At 65.2% G+C, this 21,022-nt stretch carries 21 protein-coding genes; 5 read left to right on the top strand and 16 right to left on the bottom strand.

What is annotated here, in order from left to right:
- The first annotated feature begins 9 nt into the window (after positions 1 to 9).
- Positions 10 to 819, top strand: a complete 810-nt coding sequence (locus tag sphantq_RS12145; RefSeq protein WP_272798605.1) for an N-formylglutamate amidohydrolase — start codon at positions 10 to 12, stop codon at positions 817 to 819.
- Between the two features lie 131 nt (positions 820 to 950).
- Positions 951 to 1,976, top strand: a complete 1,026-nt coding sequence (locus tag sphantq_RS12140; RefSeq protein WP_272798604.1) for an extracellular catalytic domain type 1 short-chain-length polyhydroxyalkanoate depolymerase — start codon at positions 951 to 953, stop codon at positions 1,974 to 1,976.
- A 3-nt stretch (positions 1,977 to 1,979) separates the two neighbouring features.
- On the opposite strand, the gene sphantq_RS12135 is transcribed toward sphantq_RS12140, so the two are convergent.
- The 10 genes from sphantq_RS12135 to sphantq_RS12090 form a co-directional block, all read right to left on the bottom strand.
- Positions 1,980 to 2,429 (bottom strand): MgtC/SapB family protein, encoded by a 450-nt coding sequence (locus sphantq_RS12135; protein ID WP_272798603.1) that lies wholly within the window; start codon positions 2,427 to 2,429, stop codon positions 1,980 to 1,982.
- A 54-nt stretch (positions 2,430 to 2,483) separates the two neighbouring features.
- Positions 2,484 to 3,584: a glycosyltransferase gene (locus sphantq_RS12130; RefSeq protein WP_272798602.1), complete on the bottom strand. Its 1,101-nt coding sequence runs from the start codon at positions 3,582 to 3,584 to the stop codon at positions 2,484 to 2,486.
- Positions 3,581 to 4,666, bottom strand: a complete 1,086-nt coding sequence (locus sphantq_RS12125) for a sugar-transfer associated ATP-grasp domain-containing protein (RefSeq protein WP_272798601.1) — start codon at positions 4,664 to 4,666, stop codon at positions 3,581 to 3,583. Before sphantq_RS12125 ends, sphantq_RS12130 begins: the two co-directional genes overlap by 4 nt.
- Positions 4,667 to 4,669: 3 nt before the next feature.
- Positions 4,670 to 5,047 (bottom strand): hypothetical protein, encoded by a 378-nt coding sequence (locus tag sphantq_RS12120; protein ID WP_272798600.1) that lies wholly within the window; start codon positions 5,045 to 5,047, stop codon positions 4,670 to 4,672.
- Positions 5,016 to 5,483 carry an NTP transferase domain-containing protein gene (locus sphantq_RS12115; RefSeq protein WP_272798599.1) on the bottom strand — a complete coding sequence of 156 codons (468 nt, stop codon included), beginning with the start codon at positions 5,481 to 5,483 and terminating at the stop codon, positions 5,016 to 5,018. Before sphantq_RS12115 ends, sphantq_RS12120 begins: the two co-directional genes overlap by 32 nt.
- On the bottom strand, positions 5,480 to 6,511 hold the full coding sequence (locus sphantq_RS12110) for a phosphoribosylglycinamide synthetase (RefSeq protein WP_272798598.1): 1,032 nt from the start codon (positions 6,509 to 6,511) through the stop codon (positions 5,480 to 5,482). The genes sphantq_RS12115 and sphantq_RS12110 overlap by 4 nt, the downstream gene beginning before the upstream one ends.
- 100 nt (positions 6,512 to 6,611) lie before the next feature.
- Positions 6,612 to 7,952 carry an alkaline phosphatase family protein gene (locus sphantq_RS12105; RefSeq protein ID WP_272798597.1) on the bottom strand — a complete coding sequence of 447 codons (1,341 nt, stop codon included), beginning with the start codon at positions 7,950 to 7,952 and terminating at the stop codon, positions 6,612 to 6,614.
- Positions 7,953 to 7,956: 4 nt separating this feature from the next.
- A complete protein-coding gene (locus tag sphantq_RS12100) occupies positions 7,957 to 10,254 on the bottom strand; it encodes a TonB-dependent receptor (RefSeq protein WP_272798596.1) in 2,298 nt (765 codons plus the stop codon).
- Between the two features lie 120 nt (positions 10,255 to 10,374).
- Positions 10,375 to 11,007, bottom strand: a complete 633-nt coding sequence (locus tag sphantq_RS12095) for a DUF4198 domain-containing protein (protein WP_272798595.1) — start codon at positions 11,005 to 11,007, stop codon at positions 10,375 to 10,377.
- A 20-nt stretch (positions 11,008 to 11,027) separates the two neighbouring features.
- A complete protein-coding gene (locus tag sphantq_RS12090) occupies positions 11,028 to 13,088 on the bottom strand; it encodes a TonB-dependent siderophore receptor (RefSeq protein ID WP_272798594.1) in 2,061 nt (686 codons plus the stop codon).
- A 207-nt stretch (positions 13,089 to 13,295) separates the two neighbouring features.
- Between sphantq_RS12090 and sphantq_RS12085 the strand changes: the two genes are divergently transcribed.
- Complete coding sequence (locus tag sphantq_RS12085; protein ID WP_272798593.1) at positions 13,296 to 13,586, top strand: hypothetical protein; 291 nt, start codon at positions 13,296 to 13,298, stop codon at positions 13,584 to 13,586.
- 114 nt (positions 13,587 to 13,700) lie between these two features.
- Here the strand turns inward: sphantq_RS12085 and sphantq_RS12080 are convergent, their stop codons facing one another.
- From sphantq_RS12080 to prfB, 4 genes are all read right to left on the bottom strand, one after another.
- Positions 13,701 to 13,952: a hypothetical protein gene (locus tag sphantq_RS12080; RefSeq protein ID WP_066599806.1), complete on the bottom strand. Its 252-nt coding sequence runs from the start codon at positions 13,950 to 13,952 to the stop codon at positions 13,701 to 13,703.
- 27 nt (positions 13,953 to 13,979) lie between these two features.
- Positions 13,980 to 14,303, bottom strand: a complete 324-nt coding sequence (locus tag sphantq_RS12075; protein ID WP_272798592.1) for a PilZ domain-containing protein — start codon at positions 14,301 to 14,303, stop codon at positions 13,980 to 13,982.
- Positions 14,304 to 14,389: 86 nt separating this feature from the next.
- On the bottom strand, positions 14,390 to 15,109 hold the full coding sequence (locus tag sphantq_RS12070; protein WP_066599802.1) for a class I SAM-dependent methyltransferase: 720 nt from the start codon (positions 15,107 to 15,109) through the stop codon (positions 14,390 to 14,392).
- Complete coding sequence (gene prfB / locus sphantq_RS12065) at positions 15,109 to 16,236, bottom strand: peptide chain release factor 2 (protein WP_066599796.1); 1,128 nt, start codon at positions 16,234 to 16,236, stop codon at positions 15,109 to 15,111. The genes sphantq_RS12070 and prfB overlap by 1 nt, the downstream gene beginning before the upstream one ends.
- Positions 16,237 to 16,453: 217 nt before the next feature.
- Here prfB and sphantq_RS12060 point away from each other — a divergent pair, with 217 nt between their 5' ends.
- Both sphantq_RS12060 and sphantq_RS12055 read left to right on the top strand, forming a co-directional pair.
- Positions 16,454 to 16,735 (top strand): BrnT family toxin, encoded by a 282-nt coding sequence (locus tag sphantq_RS12060; RefSeq protein WP_066599790.1) that lies wholly within the window; start codon positions 16,454 to 16,456, stop codon positions 16,733 to 16,735.
- A gap of 10 nt (positions 16,736 to 16,745) precedes the next feature.
- Positions 16,746 to 16,943: a BrnA antitoxin family protein gene (locus sphantq_RS12055; RefSeq protein ID WP_066599788.1), complete on the top strand. Its 198-nt coding sequence runs from the start codon at positions 16,746 to 16,748 to the stop codon at positions 16,941 to 16,943.
- Between the two features lie 2 nt (positions 16,944 to 16,945).
- On the opposite strand, the gene sphantq_RS12050 is transcribed toward sphantq_RS12055, so the two are convergent.
- Both sphantq_RS12050 and sphantq_RS12045 read right to left on the bottom strand, forming a co-directional pair.
- Positions 16,946 to 19,483: a penicillin-binding protein 1A gene (locus sphantq_RS12050; protein WP_129925722.1), complete on the bottom strand. Its 2,538-nt coding sequence runs from the start codon at positions 19,481 to 19,483 to the stop codon at positions 16,946 to 16,948.
- Between the two features lie 172 nt (positions 19,484 to 19,655).
- Positions 19,656 to 20,936, bottom strand: coding sequence for an N-acetylmuramoyl-L-alanine amidase (locus sphantq_RS12045; RefSeq protein WP_129925721.1), 1,281 nt, complete (start codon positions 20,934 to 20,936; stop codon positions 19,656 to 19,658).
- Between the last annotated feature and the right edge of the window lie 86 nt (positions 20,937 to 21,022).

The following is a 21,022-nucleotide window of genomic DNA, read 5'->3' as shown; positions in this document are numbered from 1 at the left end:
GCAATCCTGATGGCCGGGCGCACGGCGGATGGGCTGTTGGGTGCGGACGATCCGGCGCCGGTCGGACTGTTCAACGCGGCAGGAGCTTCGCCGTTCCTGCTGATCGGCGACCATGCCGGGTTGGCGGTGCCGGCCGCGCTTGGCGACCTTGGCCTTGCCGCCCCGGATCGCGGCCGCCATATCGCCATCGATATCGGCGTCCATGGCCTGGGCCATGCCCTCGCCACGCTGCTCGACGCCCCGTTCCTGCATCAAATCTATTCGCGCCTCGTCGTCGACTGCAACCGCGACCCGGACCAGGCGGAGGCTATCCCGGCCTTGTCGGACGGCAGCCGGATAGGCGGCAATGAGGGGCTGGACGCTACCGCCCGCGCCGCCCGCATCGCCGCGATCCACGCCCCGTATCAGGCCGCGATCGCCGCCACGATCGCCGCGCGTCAGGCCGCCGGGCGCGACACCATCCTGTTGTCGCTGCACAGCTTCACCCCGGTCATGGACGGTATCACCCGCCCCTGGGACGTCGGTGTGCTGCACTGGCTGGGCCGCACCGATTTCGCCCAGGCGATGCTGGATGCGCTGCGCGCCGACGCGGCCCTCACCGTCGGCGACAACCAGCCCTATCGGATGGACGCCACCGACCACACTGTCCCCCGCCACGCCTTCCCCCACCCGCTTCCCTATGCCGAAATAGAGGTGCGCCAGGATCTGATCGGCGACATTGTGGGCCAGCATCTCTGGGCGCAACGGCTGGCGCAGACCGCGCAAAGCGCCGCCGCCCGGATAGGCTACGGATCAAATGTCGCTGCCGAGGGATTATAGCAGCGCACGGACCGGCACAGCCGACGGCGCCATCCACCCATATAGCAGCAAGAGGGAGCATATAGAGCGATGCCCAATCCCAGGTCATGGCAACGGCCCGTCGACCGGCATCGTCCGGCTGCGGCGCACCTATGAAAAATCCCTTCCCGACCGTGCTCAAGGCCGCCCGCATGGCGCGCAAGGGCCGTCCGCTGTCCGCCGCCCTGTTGTGGCAGCGCGCGCTGATGCCCGCCATCCCCAAGCCGCCCCGCGCGCCCAAACGCAAAAGTCCCGCCAAGAAGGCCGATCGCGTCGAACGGCCCGCCCCCGGCAGCTTCATCGAAGGCGACTATATCTGCGCGCAGGGATCGCTGCGCTACCGGCTCTACACGCCGGTCGGCTCCGCGCGCCGCCGCCTGCCACTGATCGTCATGCTGCACGGTTGCACCCAGTCGGCCGCCGATTTCGCGACCGGCACGGCGATGAACCGGCTGGCCGACGAGCTGGGATTTCTCGTTCTCTATCCCGAACAATCGCCGCGCGCCAATCCCAACCGCTGCTGGAACTGGCATAGCCCTTCGCATCAAAAGCGCGGCAGCGGCGAGGCCGCCGTGATCGCCAGCATGACCCGCCATATCCTCGACCTGTGCAAGGGCCATGAGGGCCGCGTCTATATTGCGGGCATATCGGCCGGCGGAGCGGCGGCCGCGATCGTCGCCGCAGCCTATCCGCAGCTTTACGTCGCGGTCGGCGTCCATTCGGGCGTGCCGATGGGCACGATCGGCTCGGTCGGCGAAGCGCTCGCGGCGATGCGCGGACAGGCGGCCGCGCCTGTCGGCAAGACCAGGCCGCCGCTGCCCATGATCCTGTTCCATGGCGACAGCGACCGGGTGGTCCACCCATCCAACGCCGCCGGTTTCGTCAGTCAATTGCAGCGATCGAGCGCGCGTGCGCTCAGCGTCCAGTCGGAAGCGGGCGTCGCGCCCGGCGGACGGGCCTTCACCCGCACCCTCTACCGCTATGGGCGCGGGCCGATCATGCTGGAGGAATGGACAGTGCATGGCAGCGGCCATGCCTGGTCGGGCGGCCAACCCGGCGGCAGCCACACCGACCCCAAAGGCCCCGACGCTTCGCGCGCGATGGCGATCTTCTTCCTCGCGCGTCGACGCGCCGGATAAGCGTCAGACGTCTTCGCTATCCTCGTCGCGCTCATTCTCCGTCGGCTTGAGCGGCGCCAGCACCCAGAAGGTCAGCAAGGTAAAAGCGGTCAGCACCATCGCCACATCATAACTGCCCAGGCCCGCCGCCACGCCGACTGCGCCCGTCACCCACAGGCTCGCCGCCGTCGCCGTGCCCCGGACGCTGTTTTTCTGTTGCAGGATGGCGCCGCCGCCCAGAAAGCCGACGCCCGCGATCACGCCTTCCAGCACGCGGGCCATGGCGGCGGGGTCATGCGCCATCATCGTCTCGACCGCCTGCACGAAGCCACAGCTTGCCACCGCGACCAGCGGAAAGGTCCGTATCCCCGCGCTACGTTCGGCCCGCTCCCGATTCCAGCCTATCGGCAGGGCCAGGACATAGGCGATAGTCAGCGCCAGCAAATGGGGCAGGATAGCGAAATTGTCTGTCATGCCGGCACAACGCGCGGCGATCCATTCGGATGCGCAACGGTCGCGCGACCCGGTTCAAGCGATCGCCCGCGCCCAGTTGTTCAACATCGCGTCCAGCCGATAGGCGTCGATCCGGTCGCCCGGCCGAATGGCGCGCGTCGGATCGATCTGCCGCGCCATCGCCTGCGCCATGGCGGCCGGGTCCGACGGATCGACCAGCAGCCCATAGCGACCCTGCCCCAAGAGCGAGTCCGCATTGCCGGCGCTGCGCGAGGCGACGACCGGCACGTCCAGCGCCATCGCCTCCAGCAGCACATTGGCCGACCCTTCCCACCAGGATGGCAGCACGAACGCGCCAGCGCGCGTGAGCCAGGGGAAGACATTGTCGACCGTGCCGGGCAGCAGCAGGTCCGCGCCGACGCCCAGCGCATCGGCCTGGGCGCGCAGCGCCTGTTGCGACCGGTCGCGGCTTTCGCCCAATATGACGAGCCGGGCCACCGTGCCTTCGCGGCGCAGCTGCGCAAATGCCGTCAGCAACGTGCCGAAATTCTTCTGCGGCGCGAGACGACCGATCGCGACGATCACCGGCACGCCATCGTCATAGCAGCCATGGGGCGATGGCCCGATGGCACTGGCGCGGGCGATGGCGGGATCGATCGCATTTTCAATCACATGCGCCCGGCCTTCGGCGAGGGCGCGCGCGAACGCGCCGACCGCCAGCGTCGGCGACACCAGCACCAGCCGGTCGGCATCCGCCGCCAGCAGGCGTATCGCGAGCGACCGGCCCAGCGAACCGCCCAGTCTCCCCGGCGTCCCCGGCGCCGCGCGGCGCAGGTCGTTGCTGATACGATAGATGCGGCGCAGGCCCGGCACGACCCGGCTGCCCAGCAGCGCGGTCAGATGACCGTGATTGCCGGCCGACAGCAATATGTCCGGTCGCGCGCGGCGCAAATAGGCGTGAAGTCGCGGGATCGCCCGCCATTTTTGCAGCATCCGCGATCCGCCCGTCCGCGCCAGCAGCGCATGATGCGGCACGCCCGCCACCCCTTCCCCGCCGGGCAGCGCCGTCACCAGCGTCACATCATGGCCGCGCGCGTGAAAATCGCCAGCGAGCAGGCGCACATTGCGGACGACGCCAGTCGCCGCGAGCGCGTGGACATAGAAGGCGACCTTCATCGCCGATCCCGCTGCACAGCCCCCGCCCCGCGCCAGTCCGCGTCGGTCAATCGATCGAGCGCGTGACGATAGAGCGCGCCCAGCCGGCTGTCCGCCACGCCCCGGCCGTTCACCAGTTGCACGATGTCGGTGCCGGGGTTCCAATTGCCCTCTATCAGCACCGGTCCCTGCGTCGTGAGGCCGATGTCCCAGCCGATCAGGGTGAAACCCTGCCGGAACCGCTCATGCGCCTGGAGCGCCAGCGCCCGCGCCGCGTCATGATCGGGAATGGTCGCGCCTTCGATCGCCATGCCGGTTACGGGGTGGCGGCTGTGGCGGGATGGCGCGCGCTTGCCGCCGCTGCGCCAGGCCGCGCCGCAACGCCCATCCCCATCGACCGCCAGCACCAGATTGCCGGCGTTGAAATTATCGACCGGCCGCGGCCCGCCCGCCGACAGACGCAGCGCCATGTCACAGATTTCAGGCGCGCCAGCCTCGTTCAGGCAGGTGACGATTCGCAATGTCGGCAGCGCGCCCGGCGACAGGTCGGCCAGCGCTTTATGCGTCGGCAGGCGTTGCTGGATGACGCCGCCCCTGCGCCAGAGCGCGCGCAAAGATACAGCGAGTTGGACAGTTGTACGGGAAAAATCGCCGTTGCGCCAACGGTCGCCCTGGCGGACGAACCGCGCCACGCCCTGCCCCTTGGACCGATAGCTAGGCTTGGCGATGATGTCGTCCTGCCCGGCCAGCCAGGCATCGAGGTCCGTCGCATCGGGATCACAGGCGTCCGGCAGCGGCAAGCCAGCGGCGATTTTCGAAAATAATTGCTTATTTTTCAATATGTTGCCTGAAAGCGGAAAGGCGCCGGGGTTGAGCAGGCGATGCAGGCCCTTGCGATCCTTCATGCTGAGGCCCTGCGTCCGCACGGCTTCGCCCAGATAAAGCCGCTCGGCGGGCGACCAGCCGCCACAGCCGATTGCCGACAGGCCATGCCCCGCCAGCCGTCGCACCGGCGACCAGTGGCGCGCCAGCCCATCATGATAGGCGGCGATCAGGCTGTTGCCGCCGTCCCGCCGGACCGGCAGCGCGCGCAGCGTGAGCAAGCCTTACTCCGCCGCCTGCGCCATGGCCATGCGCTGTTCCAGCAAAGCCGTGGCGACGCCATGCGAGCGCGCATTGTCAACGTCGATCGCCACCGCGCCATCGGTCAGGATCACCGGACTGATGGTCAGGCGGAAACGGCGCGAAAAGCGCGCGAAGGCTTGATCCAGCGTGCCGATGCCGAACCGGAAGCGAATGAGGTTCAGCAGGCCGAAAGCGCCGATGATGCGCGCGGGATGCTTCACGAACTGGCCGCCCGACCGGAACGTCTCCGCCGCTTTCAGCGCCGCCCGATCGCGCAGCCAATATGTATTGCAGTTGGAATAGCTGTCATCGGCGAAATTGTAGAATTTACGCTGCCCCTGGCGGTGGGCGGCCAGCACCGACGCGCGGCGGGTGAAGGCGACGGCGGCGTCCGCCCCCCTGCGCCATGCATCCGTCCAGCATCTCGTCCACCGCTTCGGGCGTCAGCATCACATTGTCGGCGGTGGTGATGAGCAAGGGGAACGCCGCGCCGTCCGCCCCCGCCAGCACGCTGTCGACCAGATTGAGCTGCGCCGCCACGCCGACGACCCGGCCGCTATGGAGCAGCCCGCGCAGCGGCGGCAGGCCGGCCAGCAGCGCAGGATCTTCGATCACCACGCGCACTTGCCCGATCCGGCGATTGGCGACCAGCGCCTCGACCACATGCAGCAGCATCGGCTGGCCCGCGACCGGGACCAGGCATTTATGGGTGACGCCGGCCGCCTGCGCCAGCGGATCGGTCGCGCCATCGCGCCGCCCGGCGAGCAGGATCGCCGTTGTGCCGCCGGTCCTCATGCGGCCACCCGCACGATGGCGTCGCTCAGCAAGCCCTGCCGCGCCAGACTATGGCCGACGATCGTTTCAACCAGTTCCCCATGATCGAGACCGATCGAGGCGGCGGAGCGGGCGATCGTCTTCTTCGACCACAGGTTGCACGACAGGTTCACTTCCATGAACAGCAGCTGCCCGCTGGCCGGATCATAGCGAAATTCGAACCGGCCATAATCGAACGGCCAGAGTTCGGGCAGCAGCGCGGCCGTCATCGCCTCCAGCCGGTCGCGCAGGTCCATATCTTCGACCAGCACCAGCGGATCGTCGCCCGCGTCGATCAGGCCGCGCTTCTCCTCATAACTGCGTTCGCGATGGGGATCGGCGGGGACGTAGAGCATTGGCGGCAATATCCAGGGCTGGCCGCCGCTGCCGCCGATCACCGGCACCGCGACGTCCAGCAGCGGCGCCCATTGTTCGACCAGCACGTCATGGCCGAGCGCGAACAGGCTGTCGGCATGGGCATGAGCTTCCGACCAGCTATCGACCATGTTGACGCCCCACGATGCGGAGGAGGCATTGGGCTTCACCACCAGCCGGTCGGCTTGGAAGGCGGGGGCATCGAACAGGCCGCCGCGGCGGAAAAGCTGCGCGTGCATCGTCGGCACACCCCGCGCGCGGGCGATCAGCTTGCTGAGATATTTGTCGTCGGACAGGCCGCGCACGATCGGGCTGGCGCCCAGATGGGGCACGGCGTGCCGGCTCAGTAGCAGCGGCGCCAGCATCTCGCTATTCTGGAAACCGCCGCGGTTCAGAAGAGTGACGACGAAATCGGCTTCGGGCCGATCGAACAGCGCGTCATAGCTGTCGGCGACATCGACATGCAGGCCGATCGCCTCCAGCGTGGTGCGCATCTCATGATGATAGACGGCATGGTTGCCGTCCTGCGCATCGGGCCGGCCGCCGGCGCGGGCGTGCTTGGCGAGGAAGAGGATGTGCAACCGCGCCTTGTCGGCAGCCGGGATGCGGATCTGGCGGGGATGTGTCGCTGTCATTGCGCCAGATTACAGCGGGCAAATGACGCACTGCTTACGGCGCGGTTGCAGCGGCATGAAGGCCATCGGTCAGTCCGATGACGCTTTATGCGCAGATTTGTTACCGCAGGTCGATCGGCGCCGCTTGTGCATCGGGCAGCGTCCCGCCCATGATCGTCGCCAGCGTCGGCGCGATCGCGCGCATGTCGATCCGGCCCAGATCCTTGCCCGCCGCAATGCCCTTGCCCATGGCCATGAAGGTCGCCTCCAGATGGGCGGGGCCGGGCAGATAGCCGTGCATCCCCTTGACAGGCGTGCGCGCCACCAGCGGCGCACCCGCGCCGCGAAAGATGTCGGTGACGAAACCGGGCTTCAGATTGACATAATAGGCCGCCTGCGGATTGCCGCCGACCTGGGCGATCGCCGCCTTGTCCAGCACCGCGGCGATGCCGTTGGCCGGATTGGCGGCGAGACGGTCGAGCAGCGCCTTCGTCCGACTGGCGATGGCGGCGTCATCCGGGCGCGCGAGCATGATCGCGGCCGATCCGCCCGCTATCCAGGGCATCGCCTGCCAGGACGCGACCTTGCCGTCCTTGTCCAGCGTGATGAGGCCTTCGTCGATGAAGGCGCGGAAGAGATTGAGGCCGGTCTGCGTCGCTTCGAACCCATGGTCGCTGACCAGTGCGATCGCCGCATCGGGATGCGCCTTGCGTTCGGCGGCGATGAGGTCGCCAACGATCGCGTCGATCTTTTCCAGCACCGCCTTGGCGGCAGGCGTGTCCGGCCCCTTTTCATGCTGCTCATGGTCGAGCGCAGTAAGATAGACGGTCAGGAATTGCGGCTTGTGCGCGGCGATCAGCGCGGCGGCGAAACGGCCCCTATTCTGGTCGCCGGGCAGGCTTTCGTCGATGCCCATGGCGTAGGGCTGGCCGACCTTGGCCTCCAATTCCCCTTTCAGCCCCGGCGTCGCCAGCGCATCGAGCAATTTCGCGTCGTCGGCATGGCCGGTGCGCCAGATTTGCGGCAGGTTCCAGGTCACGCCCTTGGCTGCGACGCTGACCGGCCAATGGACATTGCCGGTGGACAGGCCGGCCTTGGTCGCGGCCTCCCACAGGGTCGGCGCCTTGATGTCCTGTGCATACCAGTACCAGCCGCCCTGGTTGATCCCGGTCGGATCGAAACTGTTATTGGCGACGATGCCATGTGTCGCGGGCGATACCCCGGTCATCAGCGTCGTGTGACTGGGATAGGTCAATGTCGGCGCGACGCCGGTGACGCCCGACGCATGGGCGCCCTCGGTCAGGAAGCGGCGCAGATTAGGCAGGGAAAGGCCGCGCTTGTCCGCCTCCAGCAGGTCGCCGGGCCGCAGCCCGTCGATCGAGATGAGGAGCAAGGGCTCCGCCAGCGCCGCCGTCGGAACGAAAGCGGCGAGGAGGAGCGGGAAAAGCGCGACCTTTTTCATGATTTTAGAACCCGGCCTTGGCGGTGATGAAGAATTGCTGCGGCGCGCCGACCAGCAATGTCTGGGCGTCGCCGCTGTTACCGAAGCCGCCCGACCCGATCGTACCGACATATTTCTTGTCGAACAGGTTGGTCGCGTTGAGCTGCAACTCGATCTTGTCGGTAAAGCGATAGCCGATCGAGGCGTCCACGATGACCCGGCTGGGGACCGAGGCATCGTTGGTGTAGCTGTAATAACGGCGCGACATATAGTTGACGCCGATCCGGCCGAAGATCGGACCCTGGTCGTAATTCACCTCCCCGCGCAGCATATGTTTGGGGCTGTCGACCACGGTCTTGTCCTTGATCGCGGCGACCAGCGTGCCGTCGCTGCTGTTGAACACATTGTCGCGATAGGTGGCGTCGGTGTAGCTGTAGCTTGCATAGGCGCCGAAGCCATGGCCGAGCTTCAGGTCGCCCGCCGCCTCGACGCCGACCGCGCGCACGCCGCCGACATTTTGAAGGGCGGAGGCCAGACCCTGGATCGGGCTGCCCACCTGCACCGCGAGCAGGCGATTCCTGAAGTTGACCAGATAGGCGCCGAGCGTGCCGTTGAAGACCGGCGTATTGTAGCGCAGGCCCAGTTCGAACGTGTCCGACGTCTCAGGCTTCAGATCATCCTTGATCGCGTCGAAACCGGCCTGGTTGGTGGAGAAGGGACCAGTGGTCGTGGCGCTGGCGAAGGCGCGGGTCACCTGGGTGAAGCCGCCGAAGATTTCCGCTTCGGGGCTCAGCTCCACCGCGAAGCCGGCATGGGGCTGGAACCAGTCCTCCGCCTTGATCTTGCCCTGCGGAAACGTCGCCTGGACGATGGCTTCGGCCTTGTTCGTGACCTTGAAGCCCTTCCACCCCAGGTTGATCGTCACCATGCCGAGGTCGATCTTGTCCTGCACATGATATTGGAAGGTGTCGGTGGTGAAATCAAACTCCCACTGCGTCGCGAACGGATTCTTGGGATAGTCGCGGAACGACAGGCCGGGCGCGGTCCGGCTGGCGAAGGCGTAGAAGCGGCGGGCCTGATGGAACTGATTATTTTCATACCAGGCGCCGACGCTGAGGTTCTGGATGCCGAGCGTATAGTCGACGCTGCCGAACACGCCGATCCGGTCCATGTCATATTCGGTGGTCCGCACCGACATGGGCACGCCGTTCGGGCTGGCGGTATAGGGGGTAGCCCACAGGCCCATGCCGCTGTTATTGTGGTAATAGCCCTTGATCTGGAACGTCGCAGCATCGCCAATCGGCGTGGTCAGGCCCACCGCACCCAGCCAGTCCTTGCGCAGGCCGGCCGCGTCATAATAAGCGTCGTCGGCGCTGGTGACATTGCCGGGATAGGTCTGCGCGCCGACTGGCGCGCCGCTATAGTCGTACAAGCCATCGGGGAAGGGCGACCCGCCGCTATTGCTGATCTTATCCACATCGTTCAGGCGATCGGCATAGTCGATCGCACGGGCATAGTCGGGATAGGTATTGTCCCAGTCCCAGCCCAAGCGACGGATCATGCCCATCGACATGTCCTGATAATCCTGTTCGCGGCGGTCGGAATAGCTCAGCCAGCCATCGATCTTGGCGTCGCCGACCGGGATCACGACCTTCGCGTTGCCCATATGCTGGTCCTGGACGCCCTCGCCCTTATATTTGTCGGTCGAGCCATAGCCATAGGACACATAGCCGCGGATGCCGTCCGCGCTGCCCAGGTTGACGCGACCGAAGGCGCGCCAGGTGTCGTCGCTGCCATAGGTCAGGTTGCCCTGCGCGCCGAAGGCTTCGGCCGGGTCCATCGAGAAGGTCTCGACCGTGCCGCCCAGATTGCCGGTCGCCTGCGTGCCGAGCGAGCCGGCGCCCTGCGACACGCGCACGCTGCCGATATTCTCGCTGCTGATCGCGCGGGTGATGTGCAGGCCATTATGGTTGCCATAGCTCATGTCGCCCAGCGGAATGCCGTCGAAGGTGAAGCCCAGTTGGTTCTGGTTGAAGCTGCGGATGGTGATCCGCTGCGACCATTCATAATTGCCGAACGGGTCGGCCGACTGGAAATTGACGCTGGGCAGCTTTTCGATGGCTTTGAGCGGATTGGTGCCCGGCGTCAGCACGACGATGTCCTTGGCGGAGATTTCCTGCACCTGACGGGTTTCGCCCCGGCCGAACACGATGATGTCCGCGCCGTCGGCAGCGGCGTCGGCGACAGGCGCGACAGTCTGGGCGTGAGCGGATTGGGCGATGATGGCGGTCGACGCCATCAGCAGAGCGGTGGTGATACGCATGTTGAATAGTCCCCCTTGGACGTGCAGTCCGGGGCGCCCTATCCGCGTCATGTTGCACCGCAATGTGGATTGGGCGACGGCGCCAAGTCAAATCCATGACAGGCGCCGTCACATTGTTATTCAGTCGTTCAAGAAGGTTAGCGTCGCCATGTGATAGAGGGTCGCGACCTTCTGTCCGGCCAGGCTGAGGTCGCCCTTTTCCGTATGCGTCGCGCTCAGGATATAGCGGCCCTTGTCCTTGAGCGGCAGCGCCACGCGCCCCTGCGCGTCGGTCGTGAAGGCCTTGGTCCATTTGTCAGGCGAAATGACGGTCAGCTTTGTTGCGGGCACCGGCTTGCCGTCGCGAACCAGGGTAAAGCTGTCGGCGTTGGCGGCGGTCGGCACGATCTCCAGCGGCAGACCCGCCTTGGCTTGCGCGCGGCCGGCGCGGGCATAATAGATCACACCCTCCTTCTTGCCCTCTTCGCCCCAGGGCGCGAACACGCTGTCGTCGATGACGCGCACGTCGCCAGCGGGAGCAGCCACCTCGATATAGCCGGTCTTACGGACCTGCGGCGCGCTCGACGCGGGCACCAGCTTGGGGCTTTTGAGCTTCTCAAACTCTGGATCGCCGCCTTCCGGCAGCACATCGCCGGGTTCGCCCAGATAGATGCGCGCCGGCCCGGCGCCGTCGCGCTCCACCCATATTTCATGCGCCTGCGCCGTGGACGACAGGGCCACCAGCGCCACCAGCGCCATGGACAATCTCTTCATGCTCTCTCTCCTTATGATCGTCAGAAGCGGAAACCGACCGTGCCCATCACATTGCGCGGCGCACCGACGAAGCAGTCGCCACGCGCCAGGCAGGATGCATAATATTCGTTGTTGAGCAGATTGGTCGCGTTCAGCGCGAAGCGCCAGCTATTCCAGTTGATTTCCGCCAGCCCGTCGACCGTGGTGCGGGCCGGGGTGACGATCGACCAGAGCGAACTGGTCGATACGCTCTTGCCGCTATAGACGACGCCCCCGCCCAAGCGCAGTTGGGCTTCGTCCATCAGGCCGAAGGTCTTGGTCGTCCAGAAGGACGCCGTATGGCGCGGCATATAGTCGAGGCTGGTGTTGGTTTCGGACTTGAGCTTGGCATAGCCATAATTGGCCAGCAGTTCGAAATTACCGGGCAATGTGTGGCTGGCTTCGATCTCGAACCCCTTGGTGTCCAGCACGCCCGATTGGGCGGTGCCGCCAGCGGCAAGATAGAGGACCCGGTTGCGTTCCTTGATCTTGAAGACCGTGGCCGTGACCAGCGTGTTGATGTCGGGCTGCCACTTCACGCCCGCCTCATATTGCGTGCCGGTCTGCGGCCGGTAGGGCGCGCCGAACGTGCCATCGCCATTGTCGATGCGCCCCGCGACCGGCAGGAAGCTTTCGGTATAGCTGAAGAAGGGCGAGACGCCTGCGCCGATCTCGCCGATGATGCCGGCGCGGAAAGTGGTCGCATTGTCCTTCTGCCCCGACGAGCCGGTGACGCGGTCGCGGCGCGCGCCCAGCACGACCGAGACGCGGTCGTAGAGGCGGATCTGGTCCTGAACGTAGACGCCAAGCTGCTTCTGCGATTCATAAATATAGGGACCGCTGGGATCATAGGTGAGCAGCGCGTCAGTATCGATGTCGTATAGGTCGATGATCTCGTAACCGCCGGCATAGCGCTTGCCGACCTTGTTCCAGCTATAGTCGATGCCGACCAGCAGCTTGTGCTCGACAGTGGCGCCGGTGTTGAAATTGAACTGGAAATTGTTGTCGGTCGAGAAGACGTTCATCTTCGCATCGCTGGCATCGGCATAAAGGCCGATGGTGCGCCCATCCGCCTCGAAGGGATTTTGGGGATTGGCGTAGCTGTTGGCATAATGGGTGTTATATTCTAGGTCGCTGTCGATGTAGCGCGCCTTCAGATTGACCTTGATAGCGTCGGAAAAACTGTGGGTGATGGAGCCGCCGCCTTGCAGCGAGCGACCATTATAGCGGTCCCAGCCGGGCTTGCCGACGAACGCATATTGACCCAGCTTGCCTTGCGGATAGGCCGTGTTCGGAAGGAAAGTGCCGACGATCGGCAGGAATTGCGACGTCGATCCCGTATCATCCTCCTGATAGAGGCCTGTCAGGACGATGTCGGTGTCGGGCGTCGGCTGCCAGCGGATCGACGGGGCGAACATCACCCGGTCATCAGGGACATGATCGACATAGGTTTCGGCGTCGCGGGCGCGGCCCACGAACCGCACCGCCAGATTATCGGCCAGCGCGACATTGACGTCGCCCATGATTTCCTTGCGGTCATAGCTGCCGTAAACAAGGTTCAGTTCGCCGCCGGTGCGAAATTCGGGTGTCTTGCTGACGAGGTTGACCAAGCCGCCGATTGACCCCTGACCAAATAGCACGGAAGCCGGGCCGCGCAGGATTTCCACCCGCGAAAAATTATAGGGGTCCGACGTGATGCTGGCATAATAGCTGAAAATGTCGCGCATCCCGTCGCGGAACTGGAGCGCATCCAGGCCGCGCACGTTGAAACCGTCGACGCGGGTGTCGCGGCCATAGGGGTTGGCGAGCACGCCGGCGGCATATTTGACCGTGTCGGAAATGCTGATCGCGCCCTGCGAGAGATATTGCTCGGACGTGATGACCTTGATCGGCTGGGGCAGTTCGACCAGCGCCGTGTCGGTCTTCGACCCGGTGGTGGCGGCGGTGACGATGATGCTGTCCTGATCCGTGTCCGCAATCATGGCGCCATCCGCAGCATAGGCAACCGTATGGCACGAAGCCATGACCGCTGCGCCACCCAATGCGATCCACTTTACCTTCATTTCAACGTCCCTTTTTCGACTCGATTGGGACGCGCCATAAGGATAATGCGACCTATTCGCAATTGCATTACGTGCCATTGCGGAAGAATCGCATTTTATGTGTCGTTTAGCGCGCCTGCGCGGCCCGACGGTTTTGCGATAAGGCGCAATGAACTCAAAGGTTTGTAGCGCGTTATGGAAGAGCGACGGCGGGGATGGAGGCAGGCCATGACGATTTCTGTGCGATTCCCCGATGGCGGCTGGCGTGAAGTGCCCAGCGAACTACGCCCCATCGATCCCGTAACGACCGGCGCGCAAAGCCGCTTTCGCAACATCCCCATCAACTGCGATCCGCAATGGCGCTATCTGCGCATCGCGTCCGTCTGGCACGCACGGCCCCGCCATGGCATCCTGGCGATTCTCACCCCTTGCATCGACGACTGGTGGCAGGACATCGCCGCGATGGCGGACATACCCGCCACCGCGGACAAGAAAGCCCAACCGCCCCGCGCCGCATGACGCGCCCGCGCGCCCCTGTGTCAGCGGCAGCGATCAGTGATGGCGCGATCCACCATTATGATCGTAACATAACGGGCGCGTAAGCGAAAACATCGACCTGCAAGGCAGGCGAGTTCAGCCCCTTTCGGTCAGCTCCATGAAGTTGCGCGCCGCATCCCGGTCCGCCGCATCCTTAAACGCCACGTCCAGGTCGGGCGCATCGCCGAGCAGGAACAACAGCGACCAAAGTGCGAACCGCCGCCCGCGATCCTTCTCCAGCCCCAGATCGACCCGCATCCGCTCGATCCCCGCTTCCACCGCTTCGGGCGGCAGGCTGTCTATCCCGGTTGTCCCGAAATAACGCTGGAGCTGATCGTCGAAATGCATGGCCGCCTGCCTACAGCAGCCTGCCCTTCATGCGCAACCCGCGCCGCCATCATCAAGAATGGCGCGCACCGCGGTCTCGGTCAGCGGCACATCGAATCGCACGCCAAAACGCTTGGCCCGGACCCAGACCACATGCGCCGCAGCCGAAAATTCCTGCAATTCGATGATGACGCTGTCGCCGATCCCTGGCGGTCGTTCGGCGTGCAGCAATGCGCCCGATACCGACAGGTCCAACATATGGGCGCGCAGCGGCACCCCGGCATGGCGCATCGCCAGGGGTTCGAACAGCTTGTGCCGCGCGGCGCCCCGCGGTCGCATCTCCCATGCCGTGAAAGACCCCTGATCGGTCATGCCGCAGCCTCCCTGCACGATCTTTACGCCATCGGGCCATGCCGGCATCTCAACAAGAAGCATGAGGCAAAAATTAACCCTGCCGTTCAGCCGTGAAAGGCGCAGGGGACGATGCTGGCCGGGTCGGGCCGCGCGGCGATGCGGCGGAACCGCGCCAGATAGCCGCCCGCCGTGGGCTTGGGGATTAGTTGCTCCATGCGGAATCCCATCGCCGCCAGTTCGCAGGCCAGCAGCCGCGGCGGCGCGCCATGCTGGTCGGTCGGCCGGTCGGCATCGACCACGATCAGTTCACCATCCTTTTTCAGCGCTGGGCTGAGATGCCAGAGGAAGGCGTAAGGCTCGGCGATCTCATGATACATATGGACCATCATGATCCGGTCGAAGCTGTTTTCGGGTAGTTTGGGGTCTTCCGGCGCACCCAGCTTCAGGCTGACATTATCCCATTTCTCGCGGGTGATGCGGCGCGACAGCGCCTCAATCACTTCGGGCATGATGTCTTCAGCCAGGACGCGACCCTTGGCCCCTACTCGTCGGGCAAGCCGCACGGTGTAATAGCCCTCGCCCGCGCCGATATCCGCGACGGTCATGCCGGAACGGATACCCGCCCGGTCCATGATATCCTCCGCTTCGTTGACCCGGTCGCGCGCTTCCTCGCTCGACCAGCGGGTCGATACGATCGGGGCCACCGGCCGGTCGGCCTGCGGAAAGGGCGCCGCCGCGGCGGAGCGATGCGAATCCTTGCCGCCGCCAATCTGGTCGCAGGCGGCCAGCAGGACAAATACGCCCGCCATGACCGCCCGGATCATCAGTCCACATCCTCCACATCGACCTTTTCGCCCGTCACCTTTTGGCTGAGGGCGGCGGCCATGAACGGGTCGAGCGCGCCGTCCAGCACATCGTCGGGCGCGGTCGAGGTGACGCCGGTGCGCAGATCCTTCACCAACTGATAGGGCTGGAGCACGTAGGAACGGATCTGGTGGCCCCAGCCGATTTCGGTCTTGGCCTGATAGTCGGTGTTCGCCGCTTCCTCGCGCTTGCGCAGTTCCGCTTCGTACAGGCGCGCTTTCAGCATGTTCATCGCGGTGGCGCGGTTCTTGTGCTGCGACCGGTCATTTTGCGACGCCACGATGATGCCCGACGGGACGTGGGTGATGCGGACTGCGGAGTCGGTAGTGTTGACGTGCTGCCCGCCCGCGCCCGATGCGCGATAGGTATCGATCTTCAGGTCGCTTTCCTTGACCTCGATATCGATATTGTCGTCGATCACCGGATAGACCCAGACCGACGAGAAGCTGGTGTGCCGCCGCGCCGCGCTGTCATAGGGGCTGATGCGGACCAGGCGGTGAACGCCGCTTTCGGTCTTGGCATAGCCATAGGCGTTCTCGCCCTTGATCAGGAAGGTGGCCGACTTGATGCCCGCGGTTTCGCCCGCCTGATAATCGACCAGATCGACCTTGTAGCCGCGCCGTTCCGCCCAGCGCCGATACATGCGGGAGAGGATTTCGGCCCAGTCCTGGCTTTCGGTGCCGCCAGCCCCGGCGTGGATTTCCAGATAGGTGTCGCTGGCGTCGGCCTCGCCGGCGAGCAGCGCCTTGATCTTGTCCTCGTCCGCGCGGTCGGCCAGCGCCTTGAGCGACGCGATGGCTTCGGTCACCATCTCCTCGTCGCCTTCGGCCTCGGCCATCTCGATAAGTTCGGCATTGTCGGTCTTGCCGCCTTCGATCGCGCGGGTGGCGCCGATCGCGCTTTCCAACCGGGTGCGCTCACGCATCACCTCCTGCGCCAGCTTCGCATTGTCCCACAGGGTCGGGTCCTCGACGCGCGCATTCAGCTCGTCAAGCCGGCGCAGCGCGCGGTCCCAGTCGAGGAAGCGGCGCAGCAATTCCAGCGCGGCGTCGATACGGTCGATATATTGCTGCGCTTCGGCGCGCATGGGGAGTCTCCAGAAATGTCGTGGCGTCTCAACGCATCAGGCGACTGCCCCTATCCGAGGGCGGGAGATTTGGGAAGGGCGAGGATTTATGTGCTACATTTAATTTGCAACTCACGTTTTGTGTGCTACAAAAAATATGCCGCTTCGTGCGGCCATAGATGGAGGACCGTGATGACCAGCCAACCGGGCGCTTTTGCCCATAAGGAAGCACGCCGCCATGAAGATCGAGTACGACCCGAATAAGCGCCAGCGCACCCTTGAGGAGCGCGGCCTCGATTTTGAATCTATTGCTGAAGTTTTTGACGGTTTTTATCTGGTCCGAATGGACGATCGAAAGGATTATGGCGAGGTTCGCCATATCATGCTGGGTGCGCTGAAAGAGCGCCCTGTCGTCTGTGTCTGGACCCAACGAGATGATGCAGTTCGCGTCATCTCCATGAGGATTGCAGATGATGAAGAACGCGAAATCTACCGGCGCGAGTTGGAGCGATCCGGATGACGCGCCTAAATTGGCGCAAGACTGGGCTAATGGCGCCGACGCCTATCGCGGCAAGGCGCTGATACGTCGCGGCCGGCCGACACTGGCGCAGACCAAGCAGCATGTCTCGTTGCGCTTGGACCCGGATGTCATCGAAAGCTTCAAGGCGGATGGCCCTGGTTGGCAGGGGCGGATCAACGAAGCCTTGCGCAAGGCGGCGGGACTCTAACCTCAATAAATCCCGCCCTGCCCTTCCAGAAAGTCGGCGTCGCTGCGCTGGCGGGTACGGCCGGTCACCGTCCTTGCGGCGGCGACCTTGGCCTGTTCCTCCGCTTCCTCCTTGCGGATCGTGCGGCGCGGTTCGGATTCGGGCTTGAACGCTTCCCAGATCACCGCGGCCTTCGGCTCGCTGGTCGGCCAGGCGCCATAGACGCGCTTGCCCGACCGGCGATCGATCGCGACCATGCGCACGCCCGCAGGCGCAACAAATGGTGTCTTGGGCATGGTTTCCAGGATGGGCGCCATCGCCGCCTTCCAGATCGGCGCGGCGATCCTCCCGCCCTGCGCCCAGCCGCCCAGGCTGCGCGGCTGGTCGTAGCCGATATAGACGCCAGCGACGAGATCGGGCGATCCGCCCACGAACCAGACGTTGGTCGGGCCGTTGGTGGTGCCGGTCTTGCCGAACAGAGGGCGCTTGAGGTCCGCCAGCACCGTCGCGGTGCCGCGCTGCACCACGCCTTCGGCGATGTGAACGACCTGATAGGCGGTCATCGGGTTCATGACCTGCTTGCCCTCCATGCCGAAGCGGGGCATCGGCTTGCCGTCCCAATTGGCCATGTTGCACCCGTCGCAGGCGCGCCAGCGCTCCGGCCAGATCACCTTGCCGCGCCGGTCCTGCACATAATCCATCACCTTGGACGGGAATTGCCGCCCTTGGTTGGCGAGCGTGGCATAGGCGTTGACCATCCGTTCCACCGTCGTCTCGCCCGCGCCCAGCGCGAAGGAGAGATAGGGCTGATAATCGCCGATCCCCATATTCTTGATGGTGCGCACGACCCGGTCCATGCCGGTCTGGCTGGCGGCGCGCACGGTCATCAGGTTGCGCGACTGCTCCACGCCCCAGCGCATCGTCTGCGGCCCGGCGCTGCCGCCGGAGAAGTTGCGGAAGCATTTCTGGCCCAGGCCCGCGCCCTGATAGACGCACAAGGGGCCATCCACGATGATCGATGCCGGGGTCATGCCATTGTCGAGCGCGGCGGCATAGACGAACGGCTTGATGGTGGAGCCGGGCTGGCGCATCGCCTGCGTCGCGCGGTTGTAGGAGGACAGGCGCGAATCGAAGCCGCCCTGCATCGCGCGGATGCGGCCCGAATGGACTTCTTCGGCCACCATGCCGCCCGACACTTCGGGAATGGAGCGCAGCGCCCAACTCGCCCCGTTGCGCGCCACGACGATCAGGTCGCCGGGCTTCATCGCGGAAAAGGCCGGCCCGCCGACCTTGCGATAGGGCATTTGCGCCGATCCGGCGGGCAGCGCGCCGGTGCTGCCGTCGGCAAAGCCGATCTGCGCCTCGGACGAGGTCCGGCTGATGACGACGGCGACGCGCCATTGCGCATAATCGACGTCGATATAGCTGGCCGCCAGTTCGCGTTCCCAGCCATTGTCGATATTGATGTGGCCGACCGGACCGGACCAGCCGCGTCCGGCGTCGAAGCGGAGCAGGCCGTTGCGCAGCGCGGTGGCGACGCCGTCCTGCACCACCGGATCATAGGGGCTGCGCACCCACAGGCCGCCGGCATAGACGCTGTTGGGGCCGTCGTCGGCCTTTTCGCCGAACAGCCCGATCAGGCGACGGCGGACCTCCTCCATATAATAGCCGCCCGCGCGCGCGTCGAAGCTGGAGCCATGGGCGGCGACGGTGCCGAGCGGCTGGGCGATCGCCGCGTCGCGCTGCGCTGCGGTGATCCAGCCATTCTTCTCCATCTCGCCCAGAGACCAGTTGCGCCGGTCGAGCGCACGGGCGTGACCGGTTTCGCTTTCGGGGCGGTAATTGGCCGGCCCCTTGGGCAGGATCGACAGATAGGCCATTTCGTGTAGCTGGAGGTCGGCGACATCCTTGTCGAAATAGGCGCGCGCGGCGGCCTGGACGCCATAGGCGTTCCGGCCGAGGAAAATCTGGTTGAGATAGAGTTCGAGGATCTGCTGCTTGCTCAGCACATTTTCCATGCGGTAGGCGAGGATCATCTCCTTCACCTTGCGCGTGGGCGAATATTCGTCACCGATCAGCAGGTTCTTGGCGACCTGCTGGGTGATGGTGGAGCCGCCGCGGGCGCGCTGGCCGGAGCCGAGCTTGCTGGCATAATCGACCACCGCGCCGGCGAAGCCGGGAATATCGACGCCATGATGTTCGAAGAAGGTCTTGTCCTCCGCCGCCAGATAGGCGCGGATGAGCAGCGGGGGATAATCGCTATATTGCAACTGGACGCGGCGTTCGCGGGCATAGCTGTGGACCGGCTGGCCATTGATGTCGCGCACGATGGTCGGCAGCGGCGGCTCATATTCCAGCAGCGTCGCCGCGTCAGGCAGGCCGCGCGCGAAAATCAGCCAGAACAAGGCGCAGAACAGCGCGAAGCCGCCCAGCAAAATCGACGCCCACCGCACCCAGCGGCGTTGCCACAAGGGACGCAGACGGCCGAAAAAGCCCCCCGCGTCGCGGCGCAGGCGATAGGCGAAGGACGACGGGGCGGGTTCGGAACGGGCCTCTTCCATAGGGAAGAGGCTCTAGGGTCAAATTATCGCCAAGACCAGTGGGCATGACGCGATCCGCCGCAACTCTTGCCCCCACCCTCCGACATCCGTTCGCCCTGAGCCTGTCGAAGGGCGCGCGCAACGCCCTTCGACAGGCTCAGGGCGAACGGTCTTTGCGCTTTTATGGCTGCGTTCAGCCCCCCGCAGCCCCGTCGCGCATCGCCAGCTTGCGGGCGAAATGCACCTCGATCGCGCGGGCGACGCCGCGGGCGATCTTGCCCTGCCCCTCGCTCGAGGAAAGGAAGGCGCTGTCGTCGGCGTTGCTGATATAGCCGGTTTCGAACAGGATCGACGGCGTGTCCGGGGCCTTGAGCACCATCAGCGAGGCGAAACGGTGATAGGCGCTGCGGAACGGCACATAGGGCGCAGCCTCCCGCTGCAACAGCCGCGCAAAGTTGGCCGATATATTCATCGATTCGCGCTGGGTCAGGTCGATCAGGATGGACGAGACGTCACCCGACTGGCCGCCCAGATTGACGCCGTTGATGATGTCCGCCTTATTCTCTCGCGCCGCCAGCCGCGCCGCTTCACGGTCTGATGCGGTTTCGGACAGGGTGTAGACGGTCGCGCCGTGCGCCTCGGTATTTTCCGCCGCGTCGGCATGGACAGAAATGAACAGGTCCGCCCCCAGCTTGCGGGCGATGCCATAGCGTTCCTGCAACACCAGGAATTTGTCGTCGTCGCGGGTCAGCGCCACGCGCACCCGGCCGGACTTGACCAACTGGTCGCGAATCGCCTGGGCGATGGCCAGCGTAACGTCTTTCTCGCGCTTGCCATTTTCCTTGTTGATCGCGCCGGGATCATGACCGCCATGACCCGCGTCGATCACCACCAGCGGCCGGGCGCCGTCATGCGCCCCCTCCACCTGCGGCAGCGACACCCCGCGCGCCGCGGCGGGGATCGGCACGGTGATCGAATGGATGCGCTTTTGCGGACGCGCCGCCATGTCGGCAGGGCCGTCGAAGCGCGTGCGCCCCTTGCCCACTTCGGCGCGGAACCGGCTGTCGCTCACGCCCTGCAGCGAGAAGCTGAGCGACTTTCCGTCCTGCGCCAGCCGCGCATTGCCCAGCGTCGCGGGGGTGGAGAGGTCCAGCACCACGCGCGCCGTGTCGCCGCTCAACTGGCCCTGGCGCACCGCGGCGATCGCGCCGTTGCCCGGCGTGAACCGTCCCCTGCCCATTTGCGCGCCGTTGATGTCGAGCGCGATGCGGCGCGGCGAATCCAGCAGAAAGGCCGAAGCCCCGTCCACACGGTCGTCGAAGCGCACGACGACGATATCGTCCTGCACGTCCACGCCGGATATGCCGCCGGCGCTGCCGGGGACCGCCATCAATATCGTGCCTGCCAGGGCAATGCTTTGGAGCATACGTCGCTTGTGCGACGCGCGCCTGTCGGCCGTCCAGCCAAATTTCATTTGGGCTAATCCGTTCAGCGTCCCCACGCTAAATTCCGGATTAAGCATCGCTCCTTGTGGCCCGGTAAAATGAGAGGGTTAACCCG

The organism is Sphingobium sp. AntQ-1 (assembly GCF_028538045.1).
GTDB lineage: Bacteria > Pseudomonadota > Alphaproteobacteria > Sphingomonadales > Sphingomonadaceae > Sphingobium > Sphingobium cupriresistens.
The sequence above is the reverse complement of the archived record's forward strand: the minus strand, read 5'-3'. Positions and strand labels throughout refer to the sequence as shown.

Excerpts from the sequence above, each read along its gene's own strand:
- sphantq_RS12090 (WP_272798594.1), bottom strand. The coding sequence starts at position 13,088 with ATGAAGGTAAAGTGGATCGCATTGGGTGGCGCAGCGGTCATGGCTTCG.
- sphantq_RS12130 (WP_272798602.1), bottom strand. The coding sequence starts at position 3,584 with ATGAAGGTCGCCTTCTATGTCCACGCGCTCGCGGCGACTGGCGTCGTC.
- sphantq_RS12145 (WP_272798605.1), top strand. The coding sequence starts at position 10 with ATGGCCGGGCGCACGGCGGATGGGCTGTTGGGTGCGGACGATCCGGCG.
- sphantq_RS12070 (WP_066599802.1), bottom strand. The coding sequence starts at position 15,109 with ATGATCCGGGCGGTCATGGCGGGCGTATTTGTCCTGCTGGCCGCCTGC.
- sphantq_RS12095 (WP_272798595.1), bottom strand. The coding sequence starts at position 11,007 with ATGAAGAGATTGTCCATGGCGCTGGTGGCGCTGGTGGCCCTGTCGTCC.
- sphantq_RS12050 (WP_129925722.1), bottom strand. The coding sequence starts at position 19,483 with ATGGAAGAGGCCCGTTCCGAACCCGCCCCGTCGTCCTTCGCCTATCGC.
- prfB (WP_066599796.1), bottom strand. The coding sequence starts at position 16,236 with ATGCGCGCCGAAGCGCAGCAATATATCGACCGTATCGACGCCGCGCTG.
- sphantq_RS12110 (WP_272798598.1), bottom strand. The coding sequence starts at position 6,511 with ATGACAGCGACACATCCCCGCCAGATCCGCATCCCGGCTGCCGACAAG.
- sphantq_RS12080 (WP_066599806.1), bottom strand. The coding sequence starts at position 13,952 with ATGCATTTCGACGATCAGCTCCAGCGTTATTTCGGGACAACCGGGATA.
- sphantq_RS12085 (WP_272798593.1), top strand. The coding sequence starts at position 13,296 with ATGACGATTTCTGTGCGATTCCCCGATGGCGGCTGGCGTGAAGTGCCC.
- sphantq_RS12115 (WP_272798599.1), bottom strand. The coding sequence starts at position 5,483 with ATGAGGACCGGCGGCACAACGGCGATCCTGCTCGCCGGGCGGCGCGAT.
- sphantq_RS12045 (WP_129925721.1), bottom strand. The coding sequence starts at position 20,936 with ATGAAATTTGGCTGGACGGCCGACAGGCGCGCGTCGCACAAGCGACGT.
- sphantq_RS12140 (WP_272798604.1), top strand. The coding sequence starts at position 951 with ATGAAAAATCCCTTCCCGACCGTGCTCAAGGCCGCCCGCATGGCGCGC.
- sphantq_RS12135 (WP_272798603.1), bottom strand. The coding sequence starts at position 2,429 with ATGACAGACAATTTCGCTATCCTGCCCCATTTGCTGGCGCTGACTATC.
- sphantq_RS12075 (WP_272798592.1), bottom strand. The coding sequence starts at position 14,303 with ATGACCGATCAGGGGTCTTTCACGGCATGGGAGATGCGACCGCGGGGC.
- sphantq_RS12100 (WP_272798596.1), bottom strand. The coding sequence starts at position 10,254 with ATGCGTATCACCACCGCTCTGCTGATGGCGTCGACCGCCATCATCGCC.
- sphantq_RS12060 (WP_066599790.1), top strand. The coding sequence starts at position 16,454 with ATGAAGATCGAGTACGACCCGAATAAGCGCCAGCGCACCCTTGAGGAG.
- sphantq_RS12105 (WP_272798597.1), bottom strand. The coding sequence starts at position 7,952 with ATGAAAAAGGTCGCGCTTTTCCCGCTCCTCCTCGCCGCTTTCGTTCCG.